This window comes from Lacrimispora indolis DSM 755 (assembly GCF_000526995.1).
Classification (GTDB): Bacteria; Bacillota; Clostridia; order Lachnospirales; family Lachnospiraceae; genus Lacrimispora; species Lacrimispora indolis.
Map to the genome: position 1 here is coordinate 4,854,220 of NZ_AZUI01000001.1, position 21,868 is coordinate 4,876,087.

Sequence of the window (21,868 nt, forward strand, 5' to 3'; positions counted from 1 at the left end):
TTCATAGGGCGAAAGCCCGTGAGCCAGGGAACCCGTGGGTTCCCTGGCTGCACTGCGGATTGGCGGACTGCACCGTGTGTTAACGTGCTACACCGTGTATTGACATGCTACACTGTGTGTGCTAACAGCTGCACCATGCATTAACGTCCACACTGCAGACTTATATTAAGGAGGAATCTGCTTTGGAAAAAGACAAAACACCTATGATTCAGGTCAAGAATCTCTATAAGGTGTACAAAGTGGGAAACACAAAGGTCTATGCATTAAACGGCGTAGACTTCACCATATACAAAGGGGAATTTTGTGCAATCGTAGGCCCATCCGGATCCGGTAAATCCACTCTTTTAAATATGTTGGCAGGTCTTGAAAAGCCCACAAAGGGAGAGATTGTCATTGGCAAAAGCCATATTGAAAAGCTTTCAGAAAATCAGCTGGTATCGTTTCGCAGAAAGCATGTGGGTTTTATTTTTCAGTCTTATAACCTATTACAGACAATGAATGCGGTAGAGAACGTGGCCATGCCTTTGTCATTTCGGGGAGTGTCAAAGAAAGTGAGGAATGAGAAGGCGAGAGAGTACATAAAGCTGGTAGGGCTAGAGAAGCAGATGAAGCATATGGCCAATGAAATGTCAGGCGGCCAGCAGCAGAGGGTCGGCATTGCAAGAGCATTGGCGGTAGATCCCCAGATCATCTTTGCAGATGAGCCAACCGGAAACCTGGATTCCAAGACGACCAGGGAAATTTTAAGCCTGATGCAGAAAATCGTGAGGGAGCAGAATCAGACTCTGGTCATGGTAACTCATGATAATTATATTGCAAAGTTTGCAGACAGACAGTTCCATATAGTTGATGGAAAAATTATTAAAATCGAAGAACAGCATCATGAGGATACGAAGGAGGATATGGTAAATGAACAAGGGTAGGAGAGGATTTCTGTGGCTGCTTGCGGCCATTATGCTTATTTCGGCTGTGCCTGGCGCGGCTTTTGCCCAATATGACTTAAGCAGAAATACCTACATTGACGTAAAGAAAACCCCATCCGGGAAAACAGGAGAAAACGTTACCATTAATATGGTTTTCACCAATAATGGCAGCAATGATTTGAACAACGTAGCAGTGAGATTTGACAGTGATCTGGCGGAACAGGAATATCAGGCAACGGAAAATGCTGATGAAGAGACAAAGTATTCGGGAGCAATCTTTCCTTTTGAGATCACTTCCAGTACCTTTGATAACAAAAAGCTGGGAACGGTAAAGAGCGGAACTTCTAAGACTATTTCTCTCACCGCAAGGGTCCGGAGAGACATAGCAGAAGGCTATTACCTAATACCTTTGGAAGTAGTAACCGATGCATTTAAAAAGGATGACGGAGCTCATGCCAGTTATGAAAAGGTAAACATCTGGATCACAAAATCCTCCTCAACCACGGAATCCGGAAAAGATGAAGGAACCATCCAGTTTGAACTGGGAGAAAACCAGAATACGCCTTTTGGTACATATCCCCAGACTTTGAATTTTAATATGAATGTCCGCAACTCTTCCAATGTTACAGCCTTTGATGTAGATATCCGGATGGGTCTGAGCCAGGACAGCACCAAGTTTCCCTTTGATATTAATGACGGAAACTACACCAGACATTACGAACGGATCGGCGGAGGAGAGACGGTGGAGGTCCCATACAGCATGAACATCCGCAAGGATGTTTACAGCGGATATTACCCCATAACCTTTACCATCGAATACCGTGACAGCACGGATGGAGACATACAGAAGGCGGAAGAGACCTTCTATGTAAATATCCAGAATAAAGACAAGGAAGAAGAAACCGGTGATTTCAACGCTAATGACAGGACAAAGGCCAGAATCATTGTAGATGGATTCCAGACCAACCCGGAAACAGTTTACGCCGGGGAGGAGTTTGAAATGATCCTTCATATGAAAAACGCCTCCGAAAACGTTGCCGCAAGCAACATCCTCTTTAACCTGGAATCAGAAAAGGTGACGGACAGCGCGGTATTTACTATGGATTCCGGAGCCTCTTCCATTGTTGTAAATTCACTGGCCGCGGGCCAGACCACAGATATAAAGCTGAAGCTTCGGGCAGGAGCCTGGGTGGATCAAAGGACCTATGCCATCACCATTAATGAAAAATATGACAGCCCTGAGTTTAAGAATGCGGAAGAAAAGGTGACGGTGAACATCCCTGTCAAACAGGTTTCCAGGCTGAATACGGGAACCATTGAGGTGATGCCTGATATGATTTCCGTAGGTTCGGAGACCAATGTGATGTTTCCTATCAATAATACGGGAAAGGTACTCCTTTACAACGTAATGGTGGCTTTTGTAGGAGACTCTATCCAGCAGACCAACAGCTATGTGGGAAATATAAAACCGGGAGAATCAGGGAATGTAGATGCCATGATCAGCGGAATAGCTCCCACCATGGATGATGGGAAAGTCAAGGTCATGATCACCTATGAGGACGAAAACGGTGTAGTCAGCGATCCCATTGAAAAAGAAATCACTTTAACGGTAACAGAGCAGGAAAGCCTGGATCCCGGAATGGATGGTTCAGGAGAATTTCCGGCTGTAACAGAGCCGGAAGGATCCTCTAAATATGGAAAGTTCGTCATTCCGGCGGTCATTGCCGTTTTGGTTATAGGAACCATTGGAACTGTAGTTGTGCTTAAAAGGCGCAAAAAGAAAAAGGAAGCAGAAGCATTAGAAGCATTAGAACCAGAAGAGGAAAAAGACAATGAGATTTAGCGATTTGCTATCCATGAGTGTAAATAACTTAAGACGCAGGAAATTAAGGACATTTTTAACGGTTCTGGGAGTTTTGATCGGTACGGCTTCCATTGTTGTCATGGTGTCTTTGGGAATCGGCTTTAATGAACTTACCATGGAACAGATCGCTTCCTACGGAAGCCTTACGGAAATTTCTGTATATTCCAACGCCATGTGGGGAGGAAATGACAGCAGCAAGGATCCTAATTACATGACGGACGATGTAATCTCACAGTTTGGACAGATCGAGCATGTTAACACAGCCTCCCCCCTTTTGGAGACTAACGTTTTAATGACCCAGGGAGTTTATCAGGCATATATCAACCTGATCGGAGTTTCCCCGGAGTACATGAAAAACATTCCGTTAAAGGAAGGAAGTCTCCCGGAACCGGGAAAGAGGGACCTTCAAATGGTTGTGGGGAATATGGTCGCCAGGAATTTCAACAATCCCAAAAGCAATCGTTACGGCTATTATGATGATTCTTCCAGCATTCCTGACATAGATTTTATAAATAAGCCTCTGTTTGTGATTTTTGATATGGATGCTTATTATCAGTCTCAGGGAGGGGGAACGGGAGATGGAGGCACAACCGTCAAGCCGCCTAAAAAGTACCTGATACCAACAGCCGGACTGGTGGCAGGAGGGCAGGAGGAATGGAACAGCTACAGCTACAGCGTTTATGTGGATTTGGAAGCTTTAAAATCCCAGTTGAAACAGATTTTTAAAAAGAAGCCCATTCCCAATCAGCCTACCAATAAAAAGGGGAAACCTTACAACTATTTTATTTACCAGCAGGCAATTGTGGAAGTAGATGATATGAACAATGTTACGGCAGTGCAGAAGGCCATTACAGATATGGGTTATCAGGCCAACAGCAATATGGAATGGCTGGAACAGTCCCAGAAACAGGCCAAAATGGTTCAGGCCCTTTTGGGAGGGATCGGAGCAGTATCCTTATTTGTGGCTGCCATCGGCATTGCCAATACCATGATGATGTCCATTTATGAAAGAACAAAGGAAATCGGGATTTTAAAGGTTCTGGGCTGTGATATGAATAATATCAGAAACATGTTTCTTCTGGAATCCGGCTTTATCGGCTTTTTAGGAGGAATCACAGGGATCTTATTCAGCTACGGGGTTTCATTCCTCATTAATAAGTTCCTTTCAGGCCGTTTTATGCCAGGCATGCCAGGCGATCTTTCCAGGATCCCTCCATGGCTTTCTCTGGCAGCCGTGGGTTTTGCTGTATTTGTAGGCATGGCCGCAGGATTTTTCCCTGCCCTAAGGGCAATGAAGTTAAGCCCTCTTGCAGCCATAAGGAATGAATAACTGATTTATAAAAGGGGCTTGCATTTCTTTTGGGAATATTATATGATGTTAGACAAGGTACGTGCGACTGGCGGATCAGTGGAGTGAAACCACGGGGAGCACGATACAAAAAAGCCGACCGCCTGGGCGCCCTAAGGGATGCCCAGGCGGTTTTTTGTGTTTTTATTCAGAAAGGAGACCAGATTTGATGAGTTTGATTTCTTTACAAGAGGATTTAAAGAACAATTCCTATCCTGGAAGAGGCATTGTCATGGGAAAGACGCCGGATGGCAGGAAAGCAGTTGCCGCCTATTTCATTATGGGGAGAAGCGAAAACAGCCGCAACCGCGTATTCGTGGAGGAAGGAACAGGAATACGTACCCAGGCCTTTGACCCTTCAAAGGTCACTGACCCAAGCCTTATTATTTATGCTCCGGTGCGGGTTATGGGCAATAAAACCATTGTCACAAACGGGGACCATACAGATACCATTTATAAGGGAATGGATATACAGCTGACCTTTGAGCAGTCCCTGCGGTGCAGGGAATTTGAGCCGGACAGTCCTAATTATACGCCCCGCATTTCCGGCATAATGCATATGGAGGGAGACCGCTTTAATTACGCCATGTCCATCATAAAAAGCAATCACGGGAACCCGGATTCCTGCAACCGCTATACCTTTGCCTATGACAATCCGGCGGCAGGAGAGGCTCACTTCATTCATACCTATATGCATGATGGCAATCCGCTGCCAAGCTTTGAAGGGGAGCCAAAGCTGGTAGAAACCCTGGATGATCTGGATGAGTTTACCGCCATGGTGTGGGAAAGCCTTTATGAGGAAAATAAGATCTCTCTTTTTGTAAGATATATTGACATTGAATCGGGAGACTATGAGACCCGGATCGTGAATAAAAACCAATGACAGGAGTACAAAAGATGAATGAACTGGAATTAAAATACGGCTGCAACCCAAATCAGAAACCCTCCAGAATTTTTATGAATGATGGGAAAGAGCTTCCCATTCAGGTCTTAAGCGGCCGGCCGGGATATATCAATTTCCTGGATGCCTTCCATGGCTGGCAGCTGGTAAAGGAATTAAAGGAAGCCACCGGCCTTCCTGCGGCTTCTTCTTTTAAGCATGTGTCACCGGCCGGCGCAGCAGTGGGACTGCCTCTTGACCGGACCCTTGCAAGGATTTACCGGGTGGAGGATATGGAAGGGCTTTCACCCCTGGCCTGTGCCTATGCAAGGGCAAGAGGAGCTGACCGCATGTCTTCCTTCGGGGATTTCATTTCCCTGTCAGATATCTGTGATGTGGATACAGCCAGGATCATCAAGCGGGAAGTATCTGACGGCGTCATTGCTCCCGGATATGAGCCGGAGGCCCTGGAAATCTTAAAGTCCAAGAAAAACGGCAATTATAACGTTATCAGCATGGAACCGGATTATGTACCGGAGCCTCTTGAAAGGAAGCAGGTTTACGGCATCACCTTTGAGCAGGGAAGGAATGATGTAAAAATTGATGAAGGGCTTTTAAGGAATCTGGTGACAGAAAACCAGGAAATCCCTCAATCATCAAAAATTGACTTAATCATTTCCCTTATCACATTAAAATACACCCAGTCCAATTCTGTCTGCTTTGCAAAGGGCGGACAGGCCATCGGCATCGGAGCAGGCCAGCAGTCCCGCATTCACTGCACCAGGCTGGCGGGAAGCAAGGCTGACAACTGGTTTTTACGCCAGGCTCCCCAGGTGCTGGACCTTTCCTTTGTGGATGGCATCGGCCGTGCGGACAGGGACAATGCCATTGATGTTTACATTGGCGATGATTTTATGGATGTAATTGCAGACGGCAGATGGGAGAATATTTTCAGGGTAAAACCGCCTGTATTTACAGGGGAAGAGAAACGGGCATGGCTGAATCAGCTGACAGACGTTTCTCTGGGATCCGACGCATTCTTCCCCTTTGGCGACAACATTGACCGTGCTTATAAAAGCGGTGTGCGGTACGTGGCACAGCCGGGAGGCTCGGTCCGGGATGACCAGGTAATTGAAACCTGTAATAAATATGGAATGGCCATGGCATTTACAGGAGTGCGCCTGTTCCATCATTGACCCTTAAAACGGAATCAGGCCTTTTTATAACAGGCTGATTCCGTTTTTATTGTCCACATATTCTTTGTTTTTGGGTGCGGCCCGTTTCAGGATGGAAAAGGAAAATAAGTACCAGCCTATATTTTTTGTAAAAGCACTTTAAAGAGAAGGGCGGCATAAAATGAGAGTAAGTAAGTTTAAGGTGGCTTTCTTTGAAGACTTTTCCCAAACCTTTAACTGCGCGAGAAGAACGAGAGTGTCTGGAACGATACCAGGAAGGGGATCGGGAGGCGAGAGCCACACTCATCGAGCGGAATATGCGCCTGGTGGCACATGTGGCAAAGAAATATCAAAATACGGATTATGATATGGAAGATCTTCTTTCCGTAGGAACCATAGGACTTATTAAAGCCGTTAATACCTTTCATCCGGACCGAGGCTCCAGACTGGCCACTTATGCGGCCAAATGTGTGGAGAATGGTATCCTATCATAACGGCTCTAAACCGTTTTCTCATATTATATTTTAAATTCCAGGATCATATCATGCAAATCCTCAGCCAGTCCAGATAACATGTCACTTGAGGCTGCAATCTTTTCCAATGCACCGGCTTCTTCCTCCATGGACCGGTTTACTTCTCCTGCGGCAGATGAATTCTGCTTTGCGATTCCGGCTAAATGCTCCAGTAAAGCCAGTATTATGTTTTTCATATCATACATATCTTTTCCCGTATTGCTTAATTGCAGGGAAGCCTTTTGGGAGGCCGATCTTAGCGGTTCCCTCCATGGTGTGTTCTGATTGCTCCAAGGCCCTGCCTGCAATTTCCTGAATGGTCTTTGATACCTCTTCCGCAGTTCTGGAAGACTGAGAGGAAGCGGCCGTAAGCTGCTGAGAAGTGATGGCCACCTGTCTGGAAGAAACATTGATTTTTTGAATGATCACTTTTTAAGTCAAATTCAGCCAGTCTTTTCGAGTAATCGGAGGCGCACTTAACAGAATGTGATATTTTTTCGGAAAAATCAATCCTGATAAAACAATAACTACTGTGAAGGCCATAAGAACCAGGAGGCTGATTTCCTTAAAACGGTTAAGTTCCTGATAAATTGATTCAGCATCAAAATCTGCACCTATAATTCCCACAACATTGCCCTGTCTGTCCTTTAGAGGGTAATAGGAGCTTATAAATATGCCCCATCCTTCTACAACGTTTAACTTACTGTCTGCATATGGGATGCCGCTCCAGGCCTGCTCATAGGAGGAGTCTGATTTCTCTTATTTTTATCAGGTTGTCTCTTTCCTGAATATAATAGGCCGTGTTTTCATCTTCTATGGATATCAAGGTTTTAAACTTTTCCAAATCAAGGTACTTACCGGACTGGGATACTGTCCGGAACGCCTCTTCGGCAGCTCTGCTGGTGATCATGTTATAGCTTTGCAGGTATAGAATATATGCCAGTGCAGCGGCAATGGATATTACCATGACAAGAAAGAATACGGTAATTTTCACTCTGAGATTTTTTCGGAAAGAAAATTTTTATAAAAGAAACCTTCATCATAAGCTCCCAAATCATTATTTTGAACAGCTCAAATCAATGGCTGATCCAGCATTCAGTATATCCTCAAATCAATAAGGGTGCAAGCGGGATTTTTCTAAAAAATTGCAAAAATATGTGCAAATAGCGCAAAAGTTTAGGAAAGTTTATGTGAATTATGCATAAAAGTTTTGAGAAAATCATCCTTTTTTTTCCTCCCAATTCTGGGTTGATACAACCTTTCCTGCAATATTCCCCCGGCAAAGAATATTTGATTATGTCCAACATATATATTGATAAATAACAAAAATAAAAAAGGAGGCAAGGATATGGTGAAGTTAGTTGCTATCGGCAACCGGTTTATGAAGGATGACGCTATAGCAATTGAAGCTGCCGAAATGCTGGAAGACCGGCTGATTCACCAGGATATCCATGTAATCATTGGTGAAACCGATTTCCAAAACTGTTTTTATTTACTGAATGAAGATGACTTTATTTTTATACTTGACGCACTTTCCCCAAGGGCAGAGCCTGGAAGAGTCCATTTATTTCGCTTGGAAGACGTGATGTCAGAGCCTTCCTTGCTCTCTATGCAGCATGATTTAAGCATGTTGGAACTCATGAAGCTGTACGGCGTTCCGTTTAAGGGGTATCTCATTGGCATTGAAATCTCCGAAATCGGTCTTGGCCATGAACTCAGCCCTGTTTTAAGGGATAAGCTGCCTCAGATCTGTCAGGAGATTGAAGGTGCTATTCAAAAAATCATATGGGAGGAAGCCATTTATGCATGACACTTTCTTAAATCAAAATTTATATGAGTCAATCATTGACTTATGCAAAGAAAACGCCATTGCGAAGATTCTGGATCTGACAATTACGGTACATACGAACAGCCATATCAGCAAGGACAGCATCCGGGAATATTTTTCTGAAAGAAAAAATGCGCTTATCGGTGACTGGACAAACATTATGGTCCGCAAACAGGAAATAGAACCTCTCACTGCCATCATAGACAGGATCGATGGAGAGAAATTCCAATAAAGCAGGCCGCATACTGGCCGGTAAACTATAGTAACAATTGTATGTTTTTTATTTTTGGAGGTTTTTTATGGAATTAAATTTGTTTTTAGATTACATCGGGAACTGTGTAAGGCAAATTAATGAAGATGTGGAAAGGCTTTATTCCGATCAGTACAACAGCAGCACCGTATTGGATCATTTAAGCGGTGAAGTGATTATGCTGGAAAGCCATATCAAATATTTCAGCCAGTCAAACCATTTAAGCATGGAAGAAATAGAAAATCCTTATGACATCATCCATGCAAGCCAAAACCAGGAGGAAGGCGCCGTTCCGAGATACTTCACTCTGGATGAATTATCAGAATATGACGGCAAGAACGGTGCTCCTGCCTATGTTGCAGTAAACGGAGTGGTATATGATGTTACAAATAATGCCGTCTGGAGGGGAGACAGCCATTTTGGCCTTAATCCTGGAAATGATTTAACGAGTGAATTTCAGACCTGCCATCCCGGTGCAATGGTCTTAACCAGACTGCCGATCGTAGGCTATCTGACTCCCGTGTAAAGCTGGTGATGAATTTGGATTCCGCAAGCTTTAAATGTCCTTATCAGGAAAGCAGATTAAAAACAACGGAAAGCCTTGTGAACAGGGTGAGAAGCGACATCAGAAACCGTGTACGTCCAAAGCAGAATCTGGTCTGGCTTGAATTAAACGGATGCACCGGCAATACCATTTCCCTTCTTGACGGTCAGAATCCGGATTTCCAGTATCTGCTGACTCAAATGAGCAATTTCATATACAGCAACAGTCTCATCGCTTCCGAAGGAGATGAGGCCATGGAACAGCTGTTCGGCATCATAGGCAGCAATTATATCCTGGCTGCGGAGGGAGCGGTATCTTTAAAGGATAACGGTTCCTATCAGACCATTGGCCGGAGAAACGGCAGGGAAATAACGGGATTGGAAGCAGTAAAAAGGCTGGGAGAACGTGCAGCTCATGTGATTGCCGTGGGGGCCTGCGCTTCACACGGAGGTGTGTCTGCGGCAAGGCCAAATCCTACGCAATGTGTGGGAATACAGGATGTTCTGGGCCGTAAAGTGATTAAACTGACAGGATGTCCCTGCCATCCGGACTGGTTCATGGGCACTCTGGCTTATCTCATATTATACGGGGAGCCTCCTCTTGATAACAGGGACCGTCCCCTGATGTTTTACAGTACGACTATTCACGACAGATGCCCAAGAAGGTCCTATTATGACAATGGTATCTTTGCTGAAAAGCTTGGGGAAGAAACCTGCTTGTTCATGCTGGGCTGCAAGGGGCCGGTTACGGAGATTGACTGTCCCATACGTCAGTGGAACGGGCATGTTAACTGGCCGGTAGGAGATGATTCTCCTTGTATTGGCTGTGCCCAGTTTGGATTTCCCGATGCAATGGAGCCGTTTATCATTTACGACACCATGAGAGAGGAGTAGACATGGCCGAGAAAATAACCATAAATCCTATTACCCGTATCAATGGTTTCATGGAGATTGAAGCCGACATTGAAAAAGAATCCATTGTGGATGCGAAAACAAAGGGTATGATGTTCCGGGGATTTGAAAAGATGCTTCAGGGCAGAAGTCCTTTTGACGCTGTATATTTCACGCAGCGGATCTGCGGGATCTGCTCCACCGCCCATTCCATGGCCTCTGCCCTTGCGCTGGAAGAAGCATTGAACATTGTCCCCTCCCAGCAGGGAAGGTACCTCAGGGACTTGCTTCATGCATGTGAGTTTCTGCAAAATCACTTAAGGCATTTTTATCAGTTTACCCTCCCGGACTATGTAAAGCTTCCGGATGATTATCCGTTGTTTAAAAGAGATCATAATGATTACAGATTTCCAAAGGACATAAATGAAAAAATGGTAAACGATTATTTTGAATCCCTTGAGTTCAGCCGCAGCGCCCATCAGATGCTTGCCATACTGGGAGGGAAAGCCCCCCACAACCATGGGGTATTTATCGGAGGGATCACATCACCAGTCTCGGCAGATATGATCATCAGCATAAAATCTATACTATATGGCATAGGACAATTTATCATGGAAAAAATGATTCCCGATGTCTACACCATTGGAACGTATTATCCGGAGTACTATCATATGGGCGGGGGCTATGGGAACTTATTAACTTATGGAAGCTTTTATGATTACAGAGATTTGGGAACGTTGTATGTGGATCCTCTTGTTTTTTCAAAAGGCCGTACATCCCCTTTTGATCCTGACCTTATAACCCAGGAAGATGAGTATGCATGGTTCAATGAAGAAGATGAACCTGATAGGAGCAAGTCCCAGGCGTATTCCTGGATAAAGGCACCGAGATATGACAATGTACCCTATGAGGTAGGACCGCTTGCAAGGCAGTGGCTTTCCGGTGAGTATGGAAACGGGATATCTGCCATGGACCGGACCATCGCAAGAGCTTTGGAGGCCAAGAAAATTGTGGAAATAATGCAAACACTGATAGACAATTTGATTCCGGGTGTATTCATGCAGGAGGAATATGAGATTCCTGTGCAGTCGTCGGGAAAGGGGCTGGTTGACACGACAAGAGGGGCCCTTGGCCACTGGCTGTATATTGAAAACAGGGAAATCGCTTTCTACCAGATCATAACGCCGTCCGCATGGAATCTGTCAACCCAGTCAAACGGGATGAAGGGAACCGGAGAACAGGCTCTCATCGGAACGCCTGTAAACAATGTGGAAACACCTGTGGAGATCGGCAGGATCATACGTTCCTTTGACCCGTGTGTATCCTGTGCCACACATGTCTTTTCCGGCGGGAAGCATATGAATACAATTCAGATTGTGTGAAGCTCTTCTATAAGAGCCTGTTTTTGATCATTGGGGCAGGCAAGCTGCTGTACATACTGAAGGACAGCCTGGCTATGGAGAATGGCGGCTTTTCTTTCTAATTCTTTCCTGTCTTCTTTGGTTTTCGGTTGATGTACGATCATATTCATTCCAGGGACCTGATATATACTCTTATTATAATGTATGATGTTTCCCATGTCCTCTATGTTCGGTAATAGAGGAGGGCTGTTGAATTCCTGGAAAGGTTATGAAGAAAGGCCCTGGCGGCAGCCATTGCTCCGGGGAACAGCGTTTTGTTTAATAAGGAGGAAGGTTTGGGTGGAGGCCGGAAAAGAACGGTTTGCAATTTATTCAAGAAAGTCAAAATTTACTGGAAAGGGAGAGAGCATCGGCAATCAGATTGAGCTGTGCAGACAATATATTTCCGCGCATTATGGGGATTGCCTTGCTGACAGCGCCTGCGTATATGAGGATGAGGGATTTTCCGGAGGAAACTTGGAACGGCCTCAGTTTAAAGCCATGATGCAGGAGGCGAAAAAGAAGAAATTTACGGCCGTGGTATGCTACCGTCTGGACCGGATCAGCCGTAATATCGGCGATTTTGCAAATCTCATCGAAGAGCTTAACGAGCTTCATATTTCCTTTATTTCTATAAAAGAGCAGTTTGACACCTCTTCCCCCATGGGGCGGGCCATGATGTACATTGCCTCAGTTTTTTCTCAGCTGGAAAGAGAGACCATTGCGGAGCGCATTCGGGATAACATGCTTGAGCTTTCCAAAAGCGGAAGATGGCTGGGAGGGAATACTCCCACAGGCTATACGTCGGAAAGCGTGTCTTCCGTAACTATTGACGGCAAAGTAAAAAAGGCCTTTAAGCTTAAGCTGATTCCGGAAGAGGGAAAGCTGGTCAGGCTGATTTACGAAAAATTTTTAGAAACAGGATCATTGACCCAGACAGAGACATATTTGCTTCAAAACGGCCATAAGACAAAATACGGCCGTCAGTTCAGCCGTTTTGCCATAAAGGGCATATTAACCAATCCCGTCTATATGGCAGCGGATCAGGAGGCTTATGAATATTTGCTGAAAAAAAAGGTGGACCTGTTTGCAGAAAAAGAAGCTTTTGACGGAAGCCATGGGGTGATCGCCTATAACCGCACCCTTCAAAAGGCCGGAAAAACCCACGAAATGAAGGATATGAAAGAATGGATTGTGGCGGTTGGGAAACATGAGGGCATCATTCCAGGCTCCATGTGGGTCAGCGTCCAGCTTCTGCTGGAACAAAACAAATCAAAAAATTACAGGAAGCCCCGCAGCAATGTAGCCCTGTTGTCAGGGATCCTTTTTTGCGGAGGCTGCGGCGATTATATGCGTCCAAAGCTGTCTGGCCGGTACAATGACCAGGGGGAGCAGATTTATTCGTATTTATGTACTATAAAGGAAAAAAGCCGTATGAAATGCTGCGGAATGAAGAATGTAAACGGCAATATGCTGGATCAGATGGTTCTTGAGGAAATCAAAAAGCTATCGGAGGATCATGAAGAATTTCAAAAACAGCTGTGCCGCAGCAAAAGGGCAGTGGAAGAGAGCAGGCAGGAACTGGAATGGGACATATCCCGTTTAAAGGAGGAGCTTAGGAATGCCGAAGGAGAAATCACAGGGCTGGTGGCTGCTCTTGGGAAAGCCGGGGGCACTGGGGCGGAAGAATACATCATAAGGCAGATTGACAGTCTGGATAAAAGGAGAGAGGAAATAAAGCAGCGGATATGGACACTTTCCCAGGCTGCCGGAAGCAATGAGCTTTCCGGCCCGGAGTTTCAGCTTTTAAAGCAGACCCTGTCTTCATTTGGAAATGTAATCGACCTTATGGATGTGCGGCAGAAACGGGCGGCAGTCCGGACCTTTGTGGATAAGGTCATATGGGATGGAGAGAATGTCCATCTGTACTTATTTGGCTCAAAGGACTCTTAAGCCTCAGGAGCCGTAAGGTGACTATAGCAAATGAAATCCTAATGCTTCTTCGTGCAAATAAAAAATATTCAAAAGAAGTTTCTCTGTTTGAACCGATCGGCGTAGACAAGGATGGAGAGACTGTAAGCCTTGTAGATGTCATTGAAATGGAAAATAAGGAGACACTGGAAACCATTATTTTAAAGCAGGATATTAAAGAACTGTATGAAGCCTTTGACAGCTGCTTGAAGGACAATGAAAAAACCATTATCGGAATGAGGTACGGGCTTCATGGAGGAAAGGAATACACCCAGAGGGAGATTGCGGACGTTATGGGAATATCCAGGTCCTATGTATCCCGGCTGGAAAAAAAGGCTTTGGAGCGGTTAAGAGACGAACTTAAAAAGAATAGTATTTAAGAAATAGAATCATGTAAGATATAAGTGCATAAAATTTTGTTGTTTTTAGAAAAACCGGTATTGATCCATTTTTGATGGTTGAGAAGAGTGAAAAGTCTGGGAGGCCCGATCAACAGGGCGTTCCGGACTTCTTTGCTGTTACGAAAAAGTGCGTGGTTTCCGATTCAGAACTGACAGCCAGTTCTGGATCGGAAACCTTCATGGGGGACAACCGCAGTCGGAGGAGCCTGATACCGTCCTGTTCAGCCGTGGTTGCTGCAGTTTGAAATTAATATGGTTGACAAAAAAACGAAATCATAATAATATGTTAAGAAGGATATTCCATACTAAACATATATGTATAATCCAATATGAGGAATACATGCAGTGCGCAGGATAAGTATCTGAGAAAATTTTTTTTATTTTAGGAGGACGGCAATTATGAAAAAAATAGTCTTTCAAAAACTACATAAGGTAATTGGGGCCATGCTGGTTTTTGTGATGGTGGTATCCCTTGCGGCCTGTGCAAAGCCAGATTCCGGTCCCGGAACTGAGAATCCGGCAAAGGAAAACAAGACAGAGGATAATTCCGCAAAGGGTGAGAGTGGAGAGGATAAGATCGTAAACATCGGAATGACTGATTCTATCAGCAGCGTAAACCCATTGTTGATGGATGCGACTGAGATCATGAAGACCTCCACTGCAATGGAATTCCTGCCTCTTGTTGAATTAAGCGGCAATCTGGAGTTTGAGGGAATGCTGGCTTCTTCCATAACCACAGAGGACAATATTCATTTCACAGTGAATATTGATCCGAACGCAAGCTGGTCTGACGGTCAGCCTGTAACTGCAGACGATGTGGTTTACACCGTTCTTAAGCTGTCAAGTCCCATCCGTGCCAATGCAAGCATGGCGCTTTATGCCATTGAAGGCGTGGGCGACGATGGCTTTTCAGAGGAAGGGGCGACGGAAATATCCGGCGTTAAGGCAATTGACAGTAAAACCGTCCAATTTACGACCAAGTATCAGATGGCTCTTACCACATTCCAGAATACTTATGGACGTTATATACTGACGCTGCCCAAGCATGTTCTGGAGAGCGTATCAGATGAAGATCTGGCAGGCTATGACTGGTTCAACGCTCCCACAGTAGTTAACGGTCCCTACCGTATCACTTCCGTTGATTTGCAGCATTATGTGTCTTATGAGGCAAATGATAAATACTGGAAGGGAATTCCTAAGATTAACCGGTTAAATATCAAGATCGTACCTGCGGCACAATTGCTGACCGGGCTGCAGTCAGGAGAGATTGACTTTGTACAGCAGACCACCGGCGGCGTTCTGCAGGAGGATTATGCCAGCGTGGAAGCCCTTGAGAATGTAACGGTAAACTATGGCGCTCCTGTCACAAATCAGTCGATCTTCTTTAATACTACCACAGTAACGGATCCCCGTATACGTCAGGCGATTCTTTATGGGATTGACCGCCCATCCATCATAACAGGGCTTTTAAACGGAAAAGGTGAAGTGGTTGACGGCTTCCTGTCCAGTGCGGGACCTTTCTATGATGCAAGCCTGACCCCTACTGCGTATAATCCGGAAAAAGCCAGGGAGTTGGTTGCCCAGGCAGTTGCGGACGGCTGGGATGCTTCAAGAATATTGAACTTCTATGTAAACAGCGGAGATACCACGTTCTGTCAGGCCGCAGACTATATTGCTGCGAAGCTGCAGGAAATCGGAATCAAGATTCAGGTAACAACCGTGGACTTATCCAGCTTAATGACTAAGGCTGGAAGCAAGGATTTTGATTTGCTGGCAGTGCAGTATACCTATGCTCCCGTAGATCCATATCCGGACATTAACTGGTTATTATCTTCCGACGGTTGGACCGGCTACGTAAATGATACCGTAACCCAGGCACTGGCGGCGACTCAGGTTACCAGTGATGTGAAAGAAATCAGAGAGCAATATCTTAAGATCGATACCGTCATGCAGCAGGAGGTTCCCATGATCTCTGCCTATATCATAAGCGCAATCGGGGCTGTGAATAAAAGGGTGGTGAATGCGACGCCTGATGTGTATGGTTCTTTTAATAACATTCACCAATGGGATGTGACACAATGATTCCGCTGCTGAAAGTAGATGCGCTGGAAATGGCGTTTTCCACCGTTGCCGGAGATATCAAATGCATAGACAGGGTCAGCCTTGATGTAAATCAAGGCGAGATCCTGTGTATCGTTGGAGAATCAGGCTCAGGCAAGAGTGTCACGCTTTTGTCAGTCATGGGCTTGCTTGGAGAAAATGGTAAAATCACCGGAGGAAGGGTCATCTTTGACGGACAGGAATTGTTGGGATTGTCGGAGAAGGAATATGACCGGATCCGCGGTAGTGAGATGACTATGATCTTTCAGGACGCCATGGCCAGCTTAAATCCGCTATTCACCATTGGGAATCAGATCATGGAAACCATGCGCATACATTTAAATTTGGACAGGAAAACAGCGAAGGAACGGGCAGAGCTCCTCCTGGATAAGGTAGGACTGCCGGATCCTTCTTCTATTATGAATAAGTATCCCCATACACTGTCAGGCGGAATGCAGCAAAGGGTAATGATCGCCATGGCGCTTGCCTGTAATCCGAAGCTTCTCATTGCAGATGAGCCCACTACTGCATTGGATGTCACAATTCAGGCACAGATTATGGAACTCTTAAGGAGCTTACGGAAAGAGCTTCATATGTCAATCATTTTAATTACCCATGACATGGGACTTGTAGCTGAAATGGCGGACCGGGTCATGGTTATGTACGCCGGGCAGATTGTAGAGGAAGCAGACGTCCATGATTTATTTAAAAACCCGGGGCACCCTTATACACAGGCGCTGCTGAATTCCATTCCCAGTATCAGAGATAAAGAAGAGAGAGAACTGTTGACGATTGAGGGCACTGTTCCTGAACATTACGGGGAGATCATTGGCTGCCGCTTTTCAAACCGCTGCCCTTATGCTGCCGACGGCTGTGATTTGGAGCAAAGGCTGGTTGAAATAGAAGAAAGTCACGGAATAAGATGCTGGCGGAGGTCTCAGATCCGGGAGAGGAAGACGCAAACGTCAGGAGGGAATTAGCACATGCAAAAGGAAAGACAGCCTCTGGCAGAGATAAAGGGATTGAAAAAATATTATCCGGTCCGTGACGGTATTATTCCCCATACGGTTGGGCTGATCCATGCTGTGAACGGAGTGGATTTTGAACTGTATCAGGGAGAAACGCTGGGACTGGTAGGTGAATCCGGCTGTGGAAAATCCACCATTGGGCGTCAGCTGGCAGCATTGGAAATCCCTACAGAGGGCAGTATTGTCTATGAAGGCTATCCGTTCACGGACCGGACGGCAGCCGGAATGAGACGAATCCGTACCCAGATCCAGATGGTGTTTCAAGACCCTTATACCTCCCTTAATCCGAAAAAGCGTATTTTTGATACCTTATCCTATCCAATGCTGTATCATGGCGTCAGTACAAGACAGAATATCCATAGGGAGGTTGACCGCCTGCTTGACATGGTAGGGCTTCCGAAAAACTCCAAGGGGCGTTATCCCCATGAGTTCTCTGGCGGCCAACGGCAAAGGATCGGGATCGCAAGAGCGCTGTCTCTTAACCCCAGGCTGGTCGTCTGCGATGAGCCGGTCAGCGCCCTGGACGTATCAATACAGGCTCAAATTCTCAACCTGCTTCGTGATTTGCAAAGGGAGCTGAAGCTTACCTATCTGTTTATCGGACACGGTCTGGATGCGGTTAAATACATCAGTGACCGCATTGCCGTCATGTATCTTGGAAAAATTGTGGAGCTTGCAGATGCAAAGGAACTGTTTGAGAATCCGGTGCATCCTTACACCCAGGCATTATGCAGTGCCGCACCCATTCCCGATCCCGATGCCAGAGGAAGGAAACGAGTGATTTTGCAGGGAGAACTGCCTTCCAATAAGAATATGCCTTCCGGCTGTTATTTTCATAGCCGGTGTCCCTATGCTATTGAGGAATGCAAACGAGCCGAGTCGGCCTTAATCCCGATCCAGCCAGGAAGCGGGCATTTAGCAGCCTGCCCGGTGCTGACCCTGGGGGAACGGCCAAAGGAGGCAGCAGATGCTTAAATATATTATCAAGCGTATTCTTATTGCTATCCCGGTCCTGATTGGCATAACCATCATTGATTTTCTGATCATGACAATGGTGGGAAGTCCATTGGAACTGCTCCAGGGACCCAGAGTGTCCCAGGCAGCCATTGAAACCAAAAGAATTGCCTTAGGTCTTCAGCAGCCTGTCTATGTACAATACTGGATCTGGCTGACCAATCTTTTGCAGGGTAATATGGGATATTCTATAAAGAGTTTTCAGCCGGTAAGCCAAATGATTAAAACCTATATCGGACCAACTTTGCTGCTGATGTCTGTCTCGTTATTTGTCAGCATGCTGATTGCGGTACCTGCAGGAATTTATAGTGCGGTCCACAAGTATACGCCGCAGGACTATACTGTAGTTACGCTTTCCTTCCTGGGAAGCAGTGTTCCCGGATTTTTTCTGGCATTGGTGCTGATCTATCTTTTTACCGTCAGGCTTGGCTGGCTGCCCTCCAGCGGTATGTATACCCTGGGAGCGGAGAAAAGTGCCTTAGACGTCATCAGGCATATGATCATGCCTGTGATTGTATTGGCGACCTCCATGGCCGGAACCAATATCCGTTATATCCGAAGCGCCATGCTTGAAATACTCCGGAAGGATTATCTGCGAACGGCGAGGGCAAAGGGAATTGGACGCTTTCTGGTGATTAATAAACATGCGCTTCGTAATGCATTAATTCCGGTCATTACCATATTCGGAATGCATATACCGATCTTGTTTGGCGGTGCCATCATCATTGAACAGGTATTTTCCTGGCCTGGACTTGGCATGATGACCATGAGTGCAATTATCAGCAGAGATTATCCGGTCATTATGGGCGTCTGTCTGATGTCCGCCATTGTTGTTCTGGTGGCAAACCTGCTGACAGATGTCATCTACGCACTGGTAGATCCGACAATAACGTATTAAAAGCAGGAGAAAATCAATGAATAAAGATAACACAATAATCAGTGAAGATAATACATACCGCAATACGGTAATGAGGCGGTTCTTAAAACACAAACTGGCTGTGGCCAGTGCCGTATTCCTGGCTATGATTCTCTTATGTGCGCTGCTCGCTCCGGTTCTTTCGCCTTATGACCCGGATAAGGTGGTGGGCGGATTCAGCGATCCGCCTTCAATAAAACATCTGCTTGGAACCGACCAGGTAGGAAGGGATGTATTAAGCAGAATGCTTTATGCCGTGAGAATCTCACTGTTGGTAGGGTTTGCCGCTACTGCAGTGTCCACGGCCATTGGTGTGGTCCTGGGCCTGGTATCCGGGTTCTTCGGAGGAATCCTGGATATGGTCATCATGCGTTTTACTGATATGGTCATGTCCTTTCCCTATATCTTGCTTGTATTGGTTTCCGCCGCTATATTTCGGCCGGGCCTTTTAAATATTATATTGATTCTCGGGTTTGTTGATTGGCCCGGAATTGCCCGGCTGGTGAGAGGAAATGTTCTATCCATACGGGAGATGAATTTTATTCAGGGGGACCGGGTCGCAGGAATGCCAAAGCGTTATATCCTGTTTTCTGAGATACTTCCCAATACGGTCGCGCCAATTCTGGTATATGCGACCTCCGTGATCGCCATATCGATGTTGGATGAAGCAGCCCTAAGCTTTCTGGGTATGGGAATTCAACCGCCTCAGTCCAGCCTTGGCAACATGCTAAACGGGGCCCAATCCATCTCCATCCTCACATCCAAGCCATGGCTGTGGGTGCCTCCGGGACTGATGATCATATTACTGGTTGTCAGCATTAATTTTATTGGTGATGCTTTAAGAGATGCCTTCGATCCTTCGGGAAATTAATTGATAAGGCTTTTTGTAATTCAATATTTATTTTGAAATCAAAGAAAAATGTGAACAACTTACTGCTCCTTAGGAACCGGAAGGTTATTTTTAGACTGAAAAGTTGAGGATTTATAAAAAAATACATAAAAAAGTATAAAATTTTGTTGACTTTTTTGAAAAAAACTGATATAGTTTAAGTAAGGATAAATATTAAGTGGGTTGTTACTGGAAAGCAGGCAAAACCAATTTTGATTATGGAAAATGGAATTCTATTTTCGTGGTCAAGGTTGGTTTTTTATTTTATAGGATGGGACATTGTATGAAAATTGACAAAATCATCAATAACAATATTGTCAGTGCGCTGGAGCCGGATGGAAAAGAAGTTATCGTCATGGGCAGGGGGATCGGCTTTGGCATGAAGCCGGGAAAAAGTATCCCGGAAGGTACAGTTGAAAAAGTATTCCGTCTGGACAGCCAGAACAATGTTGACAAATTCAAAGAATTGCTGGTGAACCTTCCCCTTGAGCACATCCAGGTTTCTACGGAAATCATTAATTATGCAAAAAGCGTATTAAACAGGAGCCTTAATCAAAACATATACATAACGCTGACGGACCACATTAATTTTGCCATTCACCGCTTTAAGGAGAAGATGAAATTTTCAAATCCTCTGCTTAACGAGATAAAGACCTTTTACAAAGAGGAATACTTGATCGGTGAATACGCCATTGCTTTGATTGAGCGCAGGATCGGCATATCCCTTCCAGTGGATGAGGCGGGGTTCATTGCGTTCCATATTGTCAATGCAGAATTTAATACTGCCATGCGGGATACCATAGACATCACGAACCTGATTCAGAACACCGTAGGGATCGTGAAGGAGTATTTTTCAATGGAGCCTGACGAAACTTCATTGAATTATCAACGGTTTGTCACCCATTTAAGGTTCCTGGCGCAAAGAATCGTTACAAAAGAGCTGTTAGACAGCGGGAATGGCGAATTTAACCATTTGATATCCCAGATGTATCCGGAAGAATACGGGTGCAGTTTAAAAATCAAGGATTATATAATGGAAACGTACCATCACGATGTAACAGAAGAGGAAACCGCATATCTGGCGGTCCACATCAAAAGAATGAGGCTGTAAATGAAAGGAGAATTTTTTGTATGTTTGATTCATTAAAGAAAATTTTTGGGGGAAGTGGTGAAAAAGAAAGGGAAAAAATTCTGTCACCGGTTGAAGGAACAGCCGTCCCCTTAAGCGAAGTGAATGATCCCACCTTTAGCCAGGAGATTCTGGGAAAGGGAGTTGCCATTATTCCGGCAAAAGGAAGAATTGTTGCACCTGCTGACGGAATTTTAACAGTAGTATTTGAGACAAAGCATGCGATCAGCATTACGACTCCGGGAGGCGCTGAGATCATTGTCCATGTGGGGCTTGATACGGTGAATTTAAAGGGAGAACATTACACTGCTTATAAAAAGCAGGGAGACAAAGTGAAAGCAGGGGAGCTTCTTTTGGAATTTGATATGGCAGCCATAAAGGAGGCCGGATATGAAGTGATCACTCCGGTCATCGTATGCAATACGCCGAATTATCCGGATATGGTATGTCATACAGGGATGCAGGTAAAAGAGTTGGAACCAATCATCGAATTGTAGGTATTTAAATGAGGGAGTATTTGTATGAATTAAAAGATCCCATGGGACTTCATGCCAGGCCGGCTTCCCTGATTTTCATGGAAGCGAGAAAGTATTCCTGCAGCATAGAAGCCCAATGGGAATCAGACAAAGCGGACTGCAAAAGCCTTCTGGGATTAATGGGGCTGGGAGTCACAGAAGGCAGTATGATCCGGTTCCGGTTTAATGGAGCGGATGAGGATGCGGCCATAACCGCCATCCGTACCGTTTTGGAAAAAATTTGATCTGAACCTGCATGGTGCAGGTATGGATAAAATATGTCCGGCAGGA

23 protein-coding genes, 2 pseudogenes and 1 riboswitch are annotated in these 21,868 nt (G+C 45.3%); of the genes and pseudogenes, 21 read left to right on the forward strand and 4 right to left on the reverse strand.

Going from position 1 to position 21,868, the window contains the following annotated elements; all coding sequences use genetic code 11:
* Nucleotides 1–203 precede the first annotated feature (203 nt).
* From K401_RS0123605 to K401_RS0123630, 6 genes and pseudogenes are all read left to right on the forward strand, one after another.
* The gene (locus K401_RS0123605) at nucleotides 204–923 is read left to right on the forward strand and encodes an ABC transporter ATP-binding protein (RefSeq protein ID WP_034620536.1); all 720 of its coding nucleotides are present in this window, start codon (nucleotides 204–206) and stop codon (nucleotides 921–923) included.
* A complete protein-coding gene (locus K401_RS0123610) occupies nucleotides 910–2,766 on the forward strand; it encodes a COG1361 S-layer family protein (RefSeq protein ID WP_024295258.1) in 1,857 nt (618 codons plus the stop codon). Before K401_RS0123605 ends, K401_RS0123610 begins: the two co-directional genes overlap by 14 nt.
* On the forward strand, nucleotides 2,756–4,117 hold the full coding sequence (locus tag K401_RS0123615; protein ID WP_024295259.1) for an ABC transporter permease: 1,362 nt from the start codon (nucleotides 2,756–2,758) through the stop codon (nucleotides 4,115–4,117). Before K401_RS0123610 ends, K401_RS0123615 begins: the two co-directional genes overlap by 11 nt.
* Before the next feature lie 53 nt (nucleotides 4,118–4,170).
* Nucleotides 4,171–4,252: riboswitch (ZMP/ZTP riboswitch) on the forward strand.
* Between the two features lie 52 nt (nucleotides 4,253–4,304).
* Nucleotides 4,305–5,018, forward strand: a complete 714-nt coding sequence (locus K401_RS0123620; RefSeq protein WP_024295260.1) for an IMP cyclohydrolase — start codon at nucleotides 4,305–4,307, stop codon at nucleotides 5,016–5,018.
* A gap of 14 nt (nucleotides 5,019–5,032) precedes the next feature.
* Nucleotides 5,033–6,211 (forward strand): phosphoribosylaminoimidazolecarboxamide formyltransferase, encoded by a 1,179-nt coding sequence (locus K401_RS0123625; RefSeq protein WP_024295261.1) that lies wholly within the window; start codon nucleotides 5,033–5,035, stop codon nucleotides 6,209–6,211.
* A 191-nt stretch (nucleotides 6,212–6,402) separates the two neighbouring features.
* A pseudogene (locus tag K401_RS0123630) lies at nucleotides 6,403–6,678 on the forward strand (sigma-70 family RNA polymerase sigma factor); the annotation flags it as partial.
* Between the two features lie 29 nt (nucleotides 6,679–6,707).
* Here the strand turns inward: K401_RS0123630 and K401_RS0123635 are convergent.
* The 3 genes from K401_RS0123635 to K401_RS0123650 form a co-directional block, all read right to left on the reverse strand.
* Nucleotides 6,708–6,899 carry a hypothetical protein gene (locus tag K401_RS0123635; RefSeq protein ID WP_156882287.1) on the reverse strand — a complete coding sequence of 64 codons (192 nt, stop codon included), beginning with the start codon at nucleotides 6,897–6,899 and terminating at the stop codon, nucleotides 6,708–6,710.
* 1 nt (nucleotide 6,900) lies between these two features.
* A complete protein-coding gene (locus K401_RS0123640; protein WP_024295263.1) occupies nucleotides 6,901–7,131 on the reverse strand; it encodes a hypothetical protein in 231 nt (76 codons plus the stop codon).
* A 307-nt stretch (nucleotides 7,132–7,438) separates the two neighbouring features.
* Nucleotides 7,439–7,696 (reverse strand): hypothetical protein, encoded by a 258-nt coding sequence (locus K401_RS0123650; protein WP_024295265.1) that lies wholly within the window; start codon nucleotides 7,694–7,696, stop codon nucleotides 7,439–7,441.
* A gap of 354 nt (nucleotides 7,697–8,050) precedes the next feature.
* Between K401_RS0123650 and K401_RS0123660 the strand changes: the two genes are divergently transcribed.
* The 5 genes from K401_RS0123660 to K401_RS0123680 all read left to right on the forward strand — a co-directional run bounded on the left by K401_RS0123660 (nucleotide 8,051) and on the right by K401_RS0123680 (nucleotide 11,596).
* Entirely contained in the window at nucleotides 8,051–8,512 is a 462-nt protein-coding gene (locus K401_RS0123660; protein WP_024295266.1) for a hydrogenase maturation protease, read from the forward strand.
* Nucleotides 8,505–8,762: a hypothetical protein gene (locus tag K401_RS0123665; RefSeq protein WP_024295267.1), complete on the forward strand. Its 258-nt coding sequence runs from the start codon at nucleotides 8,505–8,507 to the stop codon at nucleotides 8,760–8,762. Before K401_RS0123660 ends, K401_RS0123665 begins: the two co-directional genes overlap by 8 nt.
* Before the next feature lie 67 nt (nucleotides 8,763–8,829).
* Nucleotides 8,830–9,306 (forward strand): cytochrome b5 domain-containing protein, encoded by a 477-nt coding sequence (locus K401_RS32065; RefSeq protein WP_024295268.1) that lies wholly within the window; start codon nucleotides 8,830–8,832, stop codon nucleotides 9,304–9,306.
* An 8-nt stretch (nucleotides 9,307–9,314) separates the two neighbouring features.
* On the forward strand, nucleotides 9,315–10,217 hold the full coding sequence (locus tag K401_RS0123675) for a hydrogenase small subunit (RefSeq protein ID WP_024295269.1): 903 nt from the start codon (nucleotides 9,315–9,317) through the stop codon (nucleotides 10,215–10,217).
* A 2-nt stretch (nucleotides 10,218–10,219) separates the two neighbouring features.
* The gene (locus K401_RS0123680; RefSeq protein ID WP_024295270.1) at nucleotides 10,220–11,596 is read left to right on the forward strand and encodes a nickel-dependent hydrogenase large subunit; all 1,377 of its coding nucleotides are present in this window, start codon (nucleotides 10,220–10,222) and stop codon (nucleotides 11,594–11,596) included.
* On the opposite strand, the gene K401_RS0123685 is transcribed toward K401_RS0123680, so the two are convergent.
* Nucleotides 11,584–11,745: a hypothetical protein gene (locus K401_RS0123685; RefSeq protein WP_156882289.1), complete on the reverse strand. Its 162-nt coding sequence runs from the start codon at nucleotides 11,743–11,745 to the stop codon at nucleotides 11,584–11,586. The two genes, K401_RS0123680 and K401_RS0123685, sit on opposite strands and share 13 nt — an antisense overlap.
* Before the next feature lie 169 nt (nucleotides 11,746–11,914).
* On the opposite strand from K401_RS0123685, the gene K401_RS0123690 reads away from it, so the two are divergent.
* From K401_RS0123690 to K401_RS0123735, 10 genes and pseudogenes are all read left to right on the forward strand, one after another.
* Nucleotides 11,915–13,567, forward strand: a complete 1,653-nt coding sequence (locus tag K401_RS0123690) for a recombinase family protein (RefSeq protein ID WP_034620533.1) — start codon at nucleotides 11,915–11,917, stop codon at nucleotides 13,565–13,567.
* 23 nt (nucleotides 13,568–13,590) lie between these two features.
* Nucleotides 13,591–13,965, forward strand: a pseudogene (locus K401_RS0123695) (sigma-70 family RNA polymerase sigma factor); the annotation flags it as partial.
* Nucleotides 13,966–14,385: 420 nt separating this feature from the next.
* Nucleotides 14,386–16,068: an ABC transporter substrate-binding protein gene (locus K401_RS0123700; protein WP_027352334.1), complete on the forward strand. Its 1,683-nt coding sequence runs from the start codon at nucleotides 14,386–14,388 to the stop codon at nucleotides 16,066–16,068.
* On the forward strand, nucleotides 16,065–17,066 hold the full coding sequence (locus K401_RS0123705) for an ABC transporter ATP-binding protein (RefSeq protein WP_024295275.1): 1,002 nt from the start codon (nucleotides 16,065–16,067) through the stop codon (nucleotides 17,064–17,066). Before K401_RS0123700 ends, K401_RS0123705 begins: the two co-directional genes overlap by 4 nt.
* A gap of 3 nt (nucleotides 17,067–17,069) precedes the next feature.
* Nucleotides 17,070–18,089 (forward strand): ABC transporter ATP-binding protein, encoded by a 1,020-nt coding sequence (locus tag K401_RS0123710; RefSeq protein WP_024295276.1) that lies wholly within the window; start codon nucleotides 17,070–17,072, stop codon nucleotides 18,087–18,089.
* Nucleotides 18,082–19,026 (forward strand): ABC transporter permease, encoded by a 945-nt coding sequence (locus tag K401_RS0123715; RefSeq protein ID WP_024295277.1) that lies wholly within the window; start codon nucleotides 18,082–18,084, stop codon nucleotides 19,024–19,026. The genes K401_RS0123710 and K401_RS0123715 overlap by 8 nt, the downstream gene beginning before the upstream one ends.
* A gap of 16 nt (nucleotides 19,027–19,042) precedes the next feature.
* The gene (locus K401_RS0123720) at nucleotides 19,043–19,915 is read left to right on the forward strand and encodes an ABC transporter permease (RefSeq protein WP_024295278.1); all 873 of its coding nucleotides are present in this window, start codon (nucleotides 19,043–19,045) and stop codon (nucleotides 19,913–19,915) included.
* Between the two features lie 301 nt (nucleotides 19,916–20,216).
* Nucleotides 20,217–21,044 (forward strand): BglG family transcription antiterminator LicT, encoded by an 828-nt coding sequence (licT, locus tag K401_RS0123725; protein WP_024295279.1) that lies wholly within the window; start codon nucleotides 20,217–20,219, stop codon nucleotides 21,042–21,044.
* A gap of 20 nt (nucleotides 21,045–21,064) precedes the next feature.
* On the forward strand, nucleotides 21,065–21,559 hold the full coding sequence (locus K401_RS0123730; RefSeq protein WP_024295280.1) for a PTS sugar transporter subunit IIA: 495 nt from the start codon (nucleotides 21,065–21,067) through the stop codon (nucleotides 21,557–21,559).
* Nucleotides 21,560–21,579: 20 nt separating this feature from the next.
* The gene (locus K401_RS0123735) at nucleotides 21,580–21,822 is read left to right on the forward strand and encodes an HPr family phosphocarrier protein (protein WP_242837867.1); all 243 of its coding nucleotides are present in this window, start codon (nucleotides 21,580–21,582) and stop codon (nucleotides 21,820–21,822) included.
* Nucleotides 21,823–21,868: the final 46 nt, after the last annotated feature.